This window comes from Streptococcus suis (genome assembly GCF_046032535.1).
In the GTDB taxonomy this organism is placed as follows: Bacteria; Bacillota; Bacilli; order Lactobacillales; family Streptococcaceae; genus Streptococcus; species Streptococcus suis_AK.
This window is the reverse complement of record NZ_JARQPL010000023.1, coordinates 25,552-38,847: the sequence shown is the minus strand read 5'-3', so window position 1 is coordinate 38,847 and position 13,296 is coordinate 25,552. Positions and strand designations below refer to the sequence as shown.

At 41.7% G+C, this 13,296-nt stretch carries 11 protein-coding genes; all 11 read left to right on the top strand.

Annotation, left to right across the window (positions count from 1 at the left end; translation table 11 throughout):
- Positions 1–355: 355 nt before the first annotated feature.
- The 11 genes from P7J58_RS07715 to P7J58_RS07665 all read left to right on the top strand — a co-directional run bounded on the left by P7J58_RS07715 (position 356) and on the right by P7J58_RS07665 (position 13,265).
- On the top strand, positions 356–1,021 hold the full coding sequence (locus tag P7J58_RS07715; RefSeq protein WP_408556036.1) for a glycosyltransferase: 666 nt from the start codon (positions 356–358) through the stop codon (positions 1,019–1,021).
- 70 nt (positions 1,022–1,091) lie between these two features.
- Positions 1,092–2,042 carry a capsular polysaccharide synthesis protein gene (locus P7J58_RS07710; protein WP_408556037.1) on the top strand — a complete coding sequence of 317 codons (951 nt, stop codon included), beginning with the start codon at positions 1,092–1,094 and terminating at the stop codon, positions 2,040–2,042.
- Positions 2,032–3,036 (top strand): glycosyltransferase family 2 protein, encoded by a 1,005-nt coding sequence (locus tag P7J58_RS07705; protein ID WP_408556039.1) that lies wholly within the window; start codon positions 2,032–2,034, stop codon positions 3,034–3,036. The genes P7J58_RS07710 and P7J58_RS07705 overlap by 11 nt, the downstream gene beginning before the upstream one ends.
- Positions 3,033–4,055, top strand: coding sequence for a glycosyltransferase family 2 protein (locus P7J58_RS07700; RefSeq protein WP_408542262.1), 1,023 nt, complete (start codon positions 3,033–3,035; stop codon positions 4,053–4,055). Before P7J58_RS07705 ends, P7J58_RS07700 begins: the two co-directional genes overlap by 4 nt.
- Positions 4,052–5,050: a glycosyltransferase family 2 protein gene (locus P7J58_RS07695; protein ID WP_408556041.1), complete on the top strand. Its 999-nt coding sequence runs from the start codon at positions 4,052–4,054 to the stop codon at positions 5,048–5,050. The genes P7J58_RS07700 and P7J58_RS07695 overlap by 4 nt, the downstream gene beginning before the upstream one ends.
- 2 nt (positions 5,051–5,052) lie before the next feature.
- On the top strand, positions 5,053–6,054 hold the full coding sequence (locus P7J58_RS07690) for a glycosyltransferase family 2 protein (protein ID WP_408556043.1): 1,002 nt from the start codon (positions 5,053–5,055) through the stop codon (positions 6,052–6,054).
- Entirely contained in the window at positions 6,051–7,088 is a 1,038-nt protein-coding gene (locus P7J58_RS07685; RefSeq protein ID WP_408556044.1) for a glycosyltransferase family 2 protein, read from the top strand. The genes P7J58_RS07690 and P7J58_RS07685 overlap by 4 nt, the downstream gene beginning before the upstream one ends.
- The gene (locus P7J58_RS07680; RefSeq protein WP_408556045.1) at positions 7,085–8,581 is read left to right on the top strand and encodes a polysaccharide biosynthesis C-terminal domain-containing protein; all 1,497 of its coding nucleotides are present in this window, start codon (positions 7,085–7,087) and stop codon (positions 8,579–8,581) included. The genes P7J58_RS07685 and P7J58_RS07680 overlap by 4 nt, the downstream gene beginning before the upstream one ends.
- A 116-nt stretch (positions 8,582–8,697) precedes the next feature.
- On the top strand, positions 8,698–10,176 hold the full coding sequence (locus tag P7J58_RS07675; RefSeq protein WP_408556046.1) for a nucleotide sugar dehydrogenase: 1,479 nt from the start codon (positions 8,698–8,700) through the stop codon (positions 10,174–10,176).
- Positions 10,177–11,463 (top strand): DUF6056 family protein, encoded by a 1,287-nt coding sequence (locus P7J58_RS07670; RefSeq protein WP_408556047.1) that lies wholly within the window; start codon positions 10,177–10,179, stop codon positions 11,461–11,463.
- The gene (locus P7J58_RS07665; protein ID WP_408556048.1) at positions 11,460–13,265 is read left to right on the top strand and encodes a glucosyltransferase domain-containing protein; all 1,806 of its coding nucleotides are present in this window, start codon (positions 11,460–11,462) and stop codon (positions 13,263–13,265) included. The genes P7J58_RS07670 and P7J58_RS07665 overlap by 4 nt, the downstream gene beginning before the upstream one ends.
- The last annotated feature ends 31 nt before the right edge of the window (positions 13,266–13,296 follow it).

Below are 13,296 nucleotides of genomic sequence, written 5' to 3'. Positions count from 1 at the left end.
GTGTTGGAAGTAGGAACAACGCTTGGGTAACAGACTTTAAAATGAAGTCTAAGCAACAAGGAGGAAAAGAAACAACCATGAGTCCATTCCATGACTCTATTGTTCTGGAAAACCTTGCAATAGTCAAGTTAACATTATTACACTCATTAAAAATTTGGGATTGAAAAATCCCCATAAACTTATTTTACGAGGAGGAACATGGAGCCGTATTCGATCTTATTAGCGGTGTGGCGGGAAGAAAATCCTGACCATTTTCGTGAGGCAATAGAAAGTATGCTTTCACAAACTTACCCAGCAGAGGAATGTATCATTGTAAAAGATGGACCTGTTCCAGCTTGTTTACAAGATGTTATCAATGATTGCCGAAAAAAATGCACAAATTCCCATTGTTGAAGTGGCTTTAGAGAAACATTCGGGACTGGCTACGGCTCTGATGGCAGGCTTATCAGTTGCTAAGACAGACTTGATTGCTCGTATGGATGCGGATGACGTCTCACGACAGGAGCGGTGCGAAAAGCAAGTGAGCTGTTTTGAGAGTGACCCGACGCTTTCGATTGTAGGAAGTTATGTATCAGAATTTGAAGAAACGACTAGCGAATCACAGAGTATCCGAAAAGTTCCCCTGAATCACGAGACGATTGTGAATTTTTCGAAACGAAGAAATCCATTCAATCACTCAAGTGTCATGTTTCGCAAATCGGCGGTTGATGCAGTTGGTGGATATAATCCTACCATTCGCTACAATCAAGATTGGGATTTGTGGTTGCGGATGCTTCATCATGGCTATCGTGCAGCCAATATCCCTGAGATTTTGCTTGACTTCCGCTTTAACCGCGATACCTTGAAAAGGCGGAAATCTTGGACGAGTCTCATGCAACTGATACGGTTGCGGTATGCTTCCTATCGACGGCAGGAGATGACAGCTTGGGATTTTCTATCGGTAAATCTTCTTCACTTGATGATGGGGTTTCTTCCTTTACGTGTACAAAGGGCGTTTTATAAGTATATGCTACGAAGATAGAAAAGGAGTTTGTCGCTAGATGATAAGGAATGTCGGTAAATTTATGACTGTATTCAGACAGTCGCCGAGTATGGCTTTGTTTAAAGTTCTGACAAAGTTTGGGGCTGAAGAGGCCATAAAGCCATCTTCCTTTTTGGGAATGCAGCTTTCGCGTCTAAAGTGGCGAGTTCATTCACGTTTTTATGAGAAGACAGTTACTCGTCACTTGTCTCCGTTTTCTGCTTATTTAGAGAATGACAATACAGCTGACTCCCTAACACCAATCATCTGGACCTTGTGGTGGCAGGGTGAGTCGGAGCTTCCCGCAGTCTGTCGCCATGCGATTGAGAGTCAAAAACGCTTTGCACAGAAAAATGGTTACCAGCACATCTTCTTGACAAAGGATAATCTGGCTGATTATCTAGCGATTCCAGAGGTTTTGCTGGATAAGCTGGCACGAAAAAAGATGGCGTTTACCCCTTTTTCAAACTATGTTCGCTATGCTCTGCTTGCCCAGCATGGAGGTGTTTGGATGGATGCGACGCTTTATGTCACTGACCAATTAGACAGTCATTTGTTTGCAAATGATTTTTTTGCCTTTCGACATCAGATTGAAAGTGTCAGAAACTATTATCTATATTGGATAGAGCAAGGGCGGTGGACTTCGTTTTGTTTTTCTGCAAAGAAGGGAAATCCTCATGTTTGCTATATTCGTGATTGTTTGCTTTATTATTTTAGTCAAGTAGATAATCCTATCAACTACACGATTGATTTATTCCAAGATATTCATTACCGGCTTCATCCTGAGTTTCGAGAGGTGATTGATTATCTGCCTATTGTTTCTGGGATTGAAAATAGAGATTTCGTGTCTGTTCATTTTAATGAACCATTTGATGAGAAGCGATGGCAAGAAGTGCTAGAGACAAGTCCCATAGTGAAATTTTCTTGGAAATTTTATCGTAAATCCATTCTCGATGGCAGTTATGCGGATATGATTTATCGTCCATTTTTTCCAAACGTAAAGGAGACCAATGAAGACTAAGCCTTTTTTCTCGATTGTCATGCCAGTCTATAATGCGGAGCTCTATTTAACTGAGGCGATTATGTCTGTTCTAGCTCAGACCTATCAGGATTTTGAGTTGATTTTGGTCAATGATGCCTCGACTGACCAGTCCGAGACGATTTGTCAGGAGTTTGTCGCTTCGCATCAGGACAAAGTCCGCTTCTACTCTCATCCTGAAAATAAGGGCTTACTTCTGACACGTGCGACAGGTATGGAAGAAGTACGAGGTCAGTATTGCCTGTGCATGGATGCGGATGATGTCTTACGGGTAGACTATCTAGAGCTTGTTAAGAAAACGATTGATGAGATGCAGGTAGATGCTGTGGTAATCAATTTTTCGATGGAGGCTAATTTTTCTATCAAGCGGAGAGATTTTAGTCCTTTTCTGAATCGTCAAATGACAGGTTTGGAAGTCATTGAAGAACTACTTCTGGAAAAGTCTCAGTTGACAACTGTATGGCAATTGGTGTTTAAGACTTCTTTTATACCTGATGAAGCTTTTTACCAGCAATTTGGGCACTTTGTTCGGAGTGTGGATCGGATTACCTTGCATCATATTTCGGCAAGGATAGAAAGAGCGATTGTTTTAGATGAAGCTCTCTATTATTACCGTCAGGTGTCTACTAGCTTAAATTTTAATTTTAACGAAATAGATTTTGAAGAATGTGCCCAGACAGATTTGTCTTTGTATCATATCTATTACCAGAAATTTCCAGAAAAAATGGATGCATATTTGGTAAGGAGATTTCTCTGGTATACCAAAAAAGTGTTGCTAAAAAGTAAATCCTTCAAGGAAGTGTGTGATAGAGTAAGGGTGATTCGTCAGTCTCTCGTTTTTAGGAAAGTCATGGGAGTGGAGAAGAACACGCTGTCACAGTATGACCGCCTATTTCTCTTGCTCTTGAACTACCGAATCCTACATTTACTTTTGGCTATCAATTGGTATAGTAAGCGTTTAAGGAGGCTATTATGAAGACCAATCCCTTTTTCTCGATTGTCATGCCAATTTATAATGCGGACCCCTTTTTATCAGAGGCGATTGAGTCTGTATTACATCAGACCTATCAGGATTTTGAGTTGATTTTGGTCAATGATGCCTCGACTGACCAGTCCGAGACGATTTGTCAGGAGTTTGTCGCTTCGCATCAGGATAAAGTCCGCCTCTACTCTCATCCTGAAAACAAGGGCTTACTTTTGACACGTGCGACAGGCATGGCAGAGGTGAGAGGTCAGTATTGCCTGTGCATGGATGCGGATGATGTCTTGAGAGCGGATTATTTAGAAATGGTTAGGCAAACGATTGATGAGACGCAGGCAGAGGCTGTGGTGATTAACTCTTCTCGTCGGATAGATTTTTCACAAAAGCCTGTTGATTACACTCCTTATGTTCATCGTCAGATGACTGGACCAGAGGTTGTGAAAGAGATGATACTGGCAAATCGTGTGCTAATGACCTTGTGGTGTACGGTCTTTCAGTCATGTTTTTTACCAGATGACCACTTTTTTGGGTCTTTTCAGCGATTAGTATGTGGTTCTGACTTAGTGACTATTGAAGCCATTTTTTCAAACATCCATCATGTTGTTGTTCTTGATGAGGCACTCTATTATTATCGATTTGTGCCAAGTAGCCTCAGTAACTCTTACACGGTAAAACATTTTGACTCCGTAGCCTTTTCAGATTGGTATTTTCATGAAAAATATGCGACCGATTTGCCAGTGGAGATGGCGGAACGTTTGATGAGACGTGTTTCTTGGTCAGGAAAACGATTACTGCTCTCAAGTCCTTTAAGTGATATATTAAAAAATACTCAGCATATCAAGGAATCTTTGTTTTTCAAGAGAGCGATAGCAGTTGGGAGTTCCGCAAAATTGCGTTTTAGTGATAAGGTATTCTTGTATCTTGTCGAGCATCGTTTTACACACCCAATGTTATTGTTGTATTTTCCATTGGGACGCATCAGAAAATGGTATCTGCAAAGGGAGGCTAGATGAATAAACTGTTTTTTTCTATTATCATGCCAATCTACAATGCTGAATCCTATCTGGTAGAGGCTTTGGATGCTGTTTTTGGACAGACCCTCCAAGACTTTGAATTGATAGCGGTTGATGATGGCTCACATGATAGCAGTGTGGCGATTGTCAAAGCGTTTCAGAAGCGATATGAGAAGCAACTGACCTTGATTCAAAGTCCTCATCAGGGGTCGTTAGTTGCACGTGCCATAGGAATGGAAAAGGCTAAAGGTGATTATATTCTCTGCATTGATGCAGATGATAAGATGAGACGTGACTATCTTGAGGGGGTCTTCCAGCGGATACAAAAGACTGGTGCTGATTTGGTATTGACTAATTATTCTATCTATGATGATTTTTCCAACAAAGAACGCCCCTGCCTCTTTCCAACGGACGAGCTACTAGATTCGCAAGAAGTGTTGGATACTTTTTTTAGAAGAGGGCATCTGAGGACATTGTGGAGCAAAGTCTTTCACCGTTCTCTTTGTCCACCTGCTGGTTTTTACAAGGACTTGCCTGACTTTCGAACGGGTACGGATGCCGTTGTTTCTGCTTACGTGATTGAGCATGCACAGAAACCACTTTCTATCGATGAAGCCTATTATTTTTATCGTAAGGTTCCAAATAGTTTGAGTAACACTTTGGACGCAAATTTTTTTGATTCAAAAGTGGTACTAGAGCTTTATTTTCAAGAAAAGTACAAGGAACTTGGCGATGTTGTAAAAGTCAGTATGGTTCGTCGTGTAAGTTGGTTTTCCACTCTCTACCTTCGAGCGGCGAAGAATTATCTTGATTTTTTGAAACGATTAAGGCATGTGCGTTCCTCTGCTGTCTTTCAGCAAAGCTTGGTCTACCTGAATTTTGACGAAGTCACTCGCTACCAACGCCGCTGGTTTACCGTTCATCGCTATCCCATCCTAGACCCGTTAGCATATGTTGTTCCCTATCTATTAAAAATTTGGAGAAGGTTATTTTGAAAATGAGTCATACCCCCTTTTTTTCGATTATCATGCCGATTTACAATGCTGAGCCTCATCTGGTAGAGGCTTTGGATGCTGTATTTGGGCAGACCAACCAAGACTTTGAATTGATAGCGGTTGATGATGGGTCAGATGATGGTAGTGTGGCGATTGTCACAGACTTTCAGAAGCGGTATGAGAAGCAGATAACCTTGATTGAAGGCCACCATCAGGGGTCATTGGTTGCGCGTGCTTTAGGGATGGAAAAAGCTAGAGGAAACTACATCCTCTGTATTGACGCTGACGATAAGATGAGACATGACTATCTTGAAGGAGTCTTTCAGCGGATACAGAAGACGGGTGCGGATCTAGTGTTGACAAATTATTCTATCAAAGCTGATTTTTCAAGGAAAAAAAGACCTCGTCACTTTCCAACAGATGAGATTTTAGACCCTAAGCAAGTGTTCGAAGCTTTTTTTAGTAAAGGGAATCTGATGACACTGTGGACTAAAGTCTTTCACCGTTCGCTTTGCCCACCTACTGATTTTTACAAGGACTTGCCTGACTTTCGAACAGGTACGGATGCCGTTGTCTCTGCTTATGTGATGGAGCATGCTCAGAAACCACTTTCTATTGACGAAGCCTATTATTTTTATCGACAGGTTCCAAATAGTTTGAGTAATACACTGGACACATATTTTTTTGACTCAAAAGTGGAACAAGAGCTTTATTTTCAAGAAAAGTATAAAAAACTTGGCGATGTTGTGAAGTCTAGTATGGTTCGTCGTGTGAGCTGGTTTTCCGCTCTCTATCTTTCAGCGGCGAAGAATTATCTTGATTTTTTGAAACGATTAAGGCATGTGCGCTCCTCTGTTGTCTTTCAGCAGAGCTTGGCTTATCTGAATTTTGACGAAGTCACTCCTCAGCAACGTCGCTGGTTTACAGTTCATCGTTACCCTATTTTAGCGTCAGTAGCGTATCTCACTACCTACCTATCAAGAATTTGGAGAAGGTTATTTTGAAAATTAGTCACAGACCTTTTTTTTCGATCAATATTCCTGTTTACAATGGCGAAGTTTATCTGGAACAGGCTCTAGAATCCTGTCGTTATCAGACTTTTCAAGATTTTGAGATTGTTTTGGTAGATGACTGCTCGACAGATAGGACGGTTGCTATCAGTCAAGAGTATCAGGATAAGTTGGATCAGCCCTTGCGTATCCTTTCTCATCTGGTCAATAAAGGGGAGCTGGCATCTCGTTTGACAGGTTATCAAGCTTCAAGAGGTCGCTATATCGTCAGTCTTGACCATGATGACCTCCTTCGCAAGGACTGTCTGGAGCAGATTTATAACTTAGTAGTAGAGACCCATGCCGATATGGTGTTATACAATTTTTCAGAGCAGGCAGATTTTGAGGTGGCCTGTAAGGACTTTCCTTTTACGTCGTCTGAGAGGATTGCTAAAAAAGACTTGCTCTCATGGTATTACAGTCAGTATGGGTCTGCCATGTGGTACAAGGCTTTTAAACGTGAGTTAGCTCCTACAGTAGAGGAATGTGGCGAGCATGATTCAAGTATATTTGGAGATGTCTTGCCTACGATTGTCCTTTTTGAAAAATGTCAATCGCCCTATTATCTGGGGGAAAATCTTTATTTTCATCGGATATACGAGGAGAGCAAGTTTATGTCACTCTCACTAGCGAAGCGTTACCAGATTAGAAGCTACCTCAATGCTCTTCTTTTTGAGCGGTTACAGGCTTATCCTTTGGAAGAGAGAAATGTTTATCAACAATCTCTGAGAGAAGTCGCCCTTCGCAATCAGGTGAAGTTGCTAAAAAAAGGCTTACGAAGCAGTGGAAGTTACACTGAAAAATATCTGTTTTTAAAGCAATTAGGCCAATCTCCTTACTTTCAAGAGAGTGTTGACTATCTAGATACAATGCCCATTTTTCACCGCTATAAAAAGCTGGTGAAGCTCGTTGCCAAACACCACTATCATCTTGCGATAGGATATCATTGGTATGCTAGAAAGATATGGAAGTTGAGAAAACAAAGATGAAAAAAAAGATTTTTAGAACGGTTTTAACCTCCTATCTTTCTCAACTGGTTGGGATTGTATTTGGCTTTATTGCTCCGGGGTTGATTATCAGTCATTTTGGATCAGATTTGAGAGGCTTGGGGGTTACCTTGTCTGCCTATCTGGGTTATTTTGCTGCCTTTGACTCTAGCGTTCCGACCATTGTTCAGGCTCAGCTTTACAAACCTTTGGCGGATAAGGACTATAAGAAAGTCAATACGATTTTGAGTTCTGCGGAGCAGTTTTTCAGGCGGCAGGGGTTGATGTTTGTACTGTATGCTCTTTTGGTTGGGATTGGTTTGCCCTTTGTTATCCAAATGCCGTTTGACCGCTGGACCATACTTGTATTGACTCTTATTTCAGCATTCGGTACGTTTGTAGAGTATATGTTTCGCCGAAAGCATCGGATGTTGCTTCGGGCAGATGGGAAGTCCTATGTATCCATGAGCATAGGTATTGGGATACGGGTCGTGACGCAGCTTTCTGTGATTGTGGCTGTAACAGCAGGAATTTCCTATCTTGGCTATAAGAGCTTGATGGCTGGACTTGGCTTGCTAACTCCTATCCTAATCTGGCTGTATGTGAAGCGACACTATCCTTTTCTCAAGAATGAATCGACAGAAGTTATCCCTTTGAAAAATAACCCTCTGGCGGTCATTGACCATATCCTTTATACCACTCGAAACTCCAGTGCTATTTTTATTATTTCGTATTTCAATGGGCTAGCGCTGGTATCCGTTTTTACGCTCTATACGAGATTTGTCTCCATGTTTAGCAGTCTTGCAATCACGGCTTTTAATAATTTGGACTTTGTTTTGGGGCATCAGTTAGCCACAAAATCAATCGAGGAAACGCGAAAGAGTTACCAGCATCAGGTCTATCTCTGGCATAATTGGTTTGTTTTTATCTATACGGTGGCGGCCTGTCTCTTCATGGCATTTTTATCCCACTATGCGAGAAAATTTTCAGGGGCAGACTATGTACAGCCAGTCTTTGCCTATTTTTACCTTGTGGCTGACTTTTTACAAAATGCACGGACGATGTCTTCCTATGCATTTAAGGCGGCTGGGCATTGGGAAAGGAATCGAAAGAGTTTTATTTTTGAGTCGATAGTGCTCATCGTCTTGTCTCTTGTTTTGTTTTTATCCGTTGGTCTGGTGGGCTTGGCGGTAGCAGCAGTCGTTTCCAATTTATACCGCCTGTTCTACAATAATCACTATCTGAGCCGAGAGATACTCTATATAGATGGGAAAAAATCTTTTTTGATGAGTGTTGGCGGTGCTTTGTTTATCGTGGTGGTAGGCTTGTCTTTTCAATTTCTATATCCATTTCAGGTCTCGAGCTATCTCGATTTTATCCTTCCAGGTCTTGCAGCACTTGTCTATGTAGCCGTACTCTTATTTGTCTGTAACTGGGTCTTGAGTCAGGAATTTCGGAAAATGACGAAAAAACTTGTAGCAAGAGTATTCGGGTGAGGGCGTTCTTAAATGAAACATTTTTGTGAATAAATATCACAATAGATTCACGATTTGATTGTTTTCGTCACAAATAGTATAATAGATTTTATCAATCATGTTAGGAGATAGAAGTGATGAAACAATTTTCATTAGCAGTTTTAGCTAGTACATTACTAAACAAACGTCGTCAAGACAACCTTTCGCAGCAAGATGTAGCTGATAGGACAGGCATCAATCGCTCTGTCATCAGTCGTATTGAGCAGGGAGAACATACTCCCAGTCTTGCTCAGCTGGAGTTGCTGGCTCAGGCATTGGCATGTGATGTGACGGATTTTTATGTGGAGAAAAAGAAAGAGCGAGACATCCCTTCTCGGATGAAGATTGCTGTGGCTGGGACTGGTTATGTCGGCCTCTCCTTGGCTGTTCTGCTGGCACAATACCATGATGTCACCGCAGTAGATGTTGTGGAGGAAAAGGTAGCGCTTTTACAGGCTGGTCGTTCTCCCATCCAGGATGACTATATTAAAGCCTATCTGGCTGAAAAGGACTTGAGTTTGACAGCGACCTTGGATGCTGAGACGGCCTATGCTGAAGCAGATTTTGTCGTGATTGCTGCTCCAACAAACTACGATAGTGCAAAAAACTATTTTGATACAAGTCACGTCGAGGCGGTGATTTCCCTTGTTAGGGCTGTCAACCCACAGGCGGTTATGGTCATCAAGTCAACAGTGCCAGTTGGTTTTACCCAGCGGATGCGCGAACAGTTCCAAACGGATCGTATCCTCTTTAGTCCAGAGTTTTTGAGAGAATCAAAAGCACTATACGATAATCTCTATCCATCACGCATTATCGTATCTTGCGAAGCTACAGACAGTGAAGAGGTTCAGGAGCTTTCTAGCCAGTTTGTTGCTTTACTTGCTCATGCAGCCTTGAATGATGCGCCACTGCTACAGATGGGTGCGACAGAAGCAGAAGCAGTGAAGCTTTTTGCCAATACCTATCTAGCGCTTCGTGTGTCCTATTTTAATGAACTAGATACCTACGCAGAGTTGAAAGGCTTGGATACTCAGGCTATTATTACTGGTATCGGTTTGGATCCACGGATAGGTCAACACTATAACAATCCGTCATTTGGCTATGGTGGTTACTGTTTACCAAAAGATACCAAGCAGTTACTAGCCAATTACAATGACGTACCTCAAAACATGATGTCTGCCATTGTCGAAGCCAATCGGACAAGGAAGGATTTTATCGCAGATCAGGTGTTGAAGATGGCTGGTTACTATGATTATACTGACCATGGAAGCTATAATCAGGAGAATGAGAAAGACTTGGTGATTGGGATTTACCGCTTAACCATGAAGGGTCAGTCGGATAATTTCAGACAGAGTGCCATTCAAGGTGTGATGAAGCGGATAAAAGCCAAGGGGGCACAGGTCATTGTCTACGAGCCGACCTTGGAAAATGGTAGCCGCTTTTTTGGCTCTAAGGTGGTCAATCATCTAGCCAGCTTTAAAAAGAAAAGCCATGCCATCATCGCTAATCGCTACGATGCTGTTTTAGATGATGTAGCAGATAAGGTATACACCAGAGATATTTTTAGGAGAGATTAGATGAAAAAGATAAAAGAATGGGGAGGTAGCTTCTACACCAATCCCTACCCTATTACGTTGTTCTTACTTGCCCTTTTATTATTTGTCTTACAATGGTCCTATCCAGTCATTATGGACGATAAGTGGTGGCTAGATAAGCCATTCAGTCTGGGCTTTATGGTCGAGCGTTATCAGATTTGGTCAAACCGCCTGTTTATTGAAAGTTTTGCCTTGGTGTTTAGTCACCTCCCTAAAGTAGTCTTCCGTTTGTTCAATAGTCTCGTTTTTGTTGGCTTGCTGGATATCATACTAGCCAATAGCTTGGAAAGGAAAGTCAAGTACCTTTTTCTTCTCTTGGGGCTGTTTGCTCTACTTCCTATATCGATGTTTTTAATTCCCGGCTTGATGATGACCAATCTAAACTACCTATGGCCAGTGACAGCAGGTTTAGCCAGTTTTCTTCTCTATCGTAGCAACGAAGAAAGAAAAGTTAACAAACCATATATATATATGGTTTCAAGTATCTTACTGCTCTTTGCTACGAATCACGAGCAAGTAGCAGTTGTTTCTCTAGCCGTTTGGGCCTATGAATGGTGGAGGCAAAAAGGTCTACCGCCACTTGGATGGCTTTTGTTCTTCCTCACAGGGTGTAATCTTATCTTTGCCCTTTTGTCACCGGGGATATCCGTTCGAGCTATTGAGCAAGCAAATAAATACTTTCCTGAGTTTTTTAAATTGACAGTATTAGACAAGGTTTTGCTTGGTTTATCCCATGTTGGAAAGACGCTTTTATATAATATCAATCATCTCTTTGTTGTCTTTTTGTTGCTCTTGGTCTTAAATCTTTTCCTGACACCTCTGGCTAAAAAGCAGTTGTTCCCTTTCTTGATTTTTATACCTTTTATGGCTCTGTTGTCCCTTGGTCAGCTCTTTATGAAGGTCGGTAATTCTTTGGGAATCTTACAAGATTTATTTGCTTACCCTAAATTTTATGCAGGAAAGGTTAAAATGCTTCCTGGTTGGCTGACACAGGAAGTATCTGCTTTGTTTGTAGTAGCTATCATTTGTTTGCTCTGCTTGATTGCCTACGCCCTTTATCTGGTCTTTAGACGGTTGGACTTAGTTTATTTTTGGTTTGTAGCTGTGGCAAGTCTAGCTATGGTTGGTTTTTCTGGAACTATTTTTACATCAGGGGATCGTATCTCCTTTATCTTGGCACTCTACCTCATCTACCTGTCGTGTTTGCTCGTCTCAAGGATGATGGATATGAAAAGAAAACATCTCGATATTCAGAAAGGAAACCCATGATTTTAAAGAACGTTCAGAAAATCATTCCGCCTAGATGGGCGAGTTTGCTATCGCTGTCAGCCTTTTTCATGCTGACAGTCACTCATCGTACCCCTTTGGCCCTATTGGTGATGTTGGGTGCGATAGCGACTGCATATATATATATAACAGAAGAAAACGGGCTTGGGTCAATCTATGATTGGTCTCGCTACGCGACTTACCTCCCTCTAGCCGTCTTGATTGCAGGGGGGATGGTGACAAAACTTTTTAGTGGGATGGGGATTAGCTATATCACCACTAACATTCTTCGGATTCTTGCTATTCCAATTCTTGCTCAGGTTTTGTCACATTTTCATAGACTGCTTGTCAATTGGTGGCAGGGTCTATCATGTGAAGTAGTGACCAAGAAGAAGTGGGTCTTTTCGGCGAAGAAAAGCTTTGCCATCCTGTTTGGCATTTATCTCCTTGGGATTAGTGCTCTTTTGAGGGCAAATATTTACTATAATGATGATCAAGGGCGATATTTTCTAGGTTATCGAGGTTGGCATAATTGGAGTCGCTTTTTTACGAACAGAAGCTCTATTTATCTCTTCGGGGGTAAGTTTTCGGTTGATGTCTCTCCCTATAGTCAGATCCTAGCAGTCGCTATCCTAGCACTTGTTGGTATTCTCATCCTGTGTTTACTTTATAGGAGAAAGGTATTCACCATCTGGGAGCTAGTGGCACTGGCACCTTTGGGATTAAATCCTTTTTTCATCGTCAATCTTAGCTATAAATTTGATGCTCCTTTTATGGCTTTCTCTATTCTTGCGGCAGTCTTTCCGCTAGTGTTTCGCTTTTCAGGGGCTAGATGGTATGTCTTAGCTTGTTTTCTTGGGAGCTTACTTGTCCTGACCTCCTATCAGGCCTCTTTTGGGATATTTCCCATGCTAGTCATCCTATTGCTCCTGAGAATGTGGCAGGAGAAGGGCTGGCATCAGACATTAGTCGACTTCTTCTGGCAGTCGGTCTTAGGATATGGAGCTGGCGCTCTGTATTTCTATCTTGTTATCATGGTACCTAAGACTCATGTTGATATTGATGTTAGTTTGCCCCCTCTGTTGGAGATACCTGCGGTGCTCTTAAACAATTACACGACTTACTTTACCAAGGTATGGGATTCATTTACCCCTCTATGGCTCGTCACTAGTTTTGCCGTCCTAGTCGCTTCCCTAGTGAGTCTTGTCAGTAAAAAGCGAGGTTTTCTTGGATTGAGTCTAGCTCTTGCTTCGCTGGTCTTGATATTACTCTTTTCCTTTGGCTTTTATCCCTTACTGGCAGCCCCTCTAACAGAGTATCGTGCCATGTACGGTCTAGTAGTCGGTGTCGTCCTATGTGCCTTGGTCTCGGTAGAGCAGGGGGAACGACCTGTTCTTCGCTTACCGATTCTTGTTCTTTCCTATAGCTTTTTCGTCTATGCTTTAGTCTATGGGAATGCTCTGGCAGTTTCTGAGGACTATAAAGACTTTCGTTACCGGCTTGCCTTTGAGGACTTAAATCACTTGCCTCAGATGAAAAATCGTGGGATAGAAAAAGTGTATATTAAAAAACTGCCTACTCCACCAAGTTTTAAAAAGCAGTTCACTGCCTACCCAATATTGGAGATTAGTTATGAGGAACGTTGGGATAAAGAAAAGTTTTATGATGGCATAGTTGAGAACACAGTGGAAAACATATCTGATATTCAACTTCCTATGCTAGTAGATACTTACTATCATACGATTTATGGGGATGAGAAGATGATTATTATTAAATGGAAAGAAGATGGCAAGCTGATTGAATGATGCTAAGAACCTGTATTCACTGCTTAGCCTT

Coding starts and splice junctions, on each gene's coding strand:
- P7J58_RS07715 (WP_408556036.1), top strand. CDS start 356: ATGATTGCCGAAAAAAATGCACAAATTCCCATTGTTGAAGTGGCTTTA.
- P7J58_RS07710 (WP_408556037.1), top strand. CDS start 1,092: ATGGCTTTGTTTAAAGTTCTGACAAAGTTTGGGGCTGAAGAGGCCATA.
- P7J58_RS07705 (WP_408556039.1), top strand. CDS start 2,032: ATGAAGACTAAGCCTTTTTTCTCGATTGTCATGCCAGTCTATAATGCG.
- P7J58_RS07700 (WP_408542262.1), top strand. CDS start 3,033: ATGAAGACCAATCCCTTTTTCTCGATTGTCATGCCAATTTATAATGCG.
- P7J58_RS07695 (WP_408556041.1), top strand. CDS start 4,052: ATGAATAAACTGTTTTTTTCTATTATCATGCCAATCTACAATGCTGAA.
- P7J58_RS07690 (WP_408556043.1), top strand. CDS start 5,053: ATGAGTCATACCCCCTTTTTTTCGATTATCATGCCGATTTACAATGCT.
- P7J58_RS07680 (WP_408556045.1), top strand. CDS start 7,085: ATGAAAAAAAAGATTTTTAGAACGGTTTTAACCTCCTATCTTTCTCAA.
- P7J58_RS07675 (WP_408556046.1), top strand. CDS start 8,698: ATGAAACAATTTTCATTAGCAGTTTTAGCTAGTACATTACTAAACAAA.
- P7J58_RS07670 (WP_408556047.1), top strand. CDS start 10,177: ATGAAAAAGATAAAAGAATGGGGAGGTAGCTTCTACACCAATCCCTAC.
- P7J58_RS07665 (WP_408556048.1), top strand. CDS start 11,460: ATGATTTTAAAGAACGTTCAGAAAATCATTCCGCCTAGATGGGCGAGT.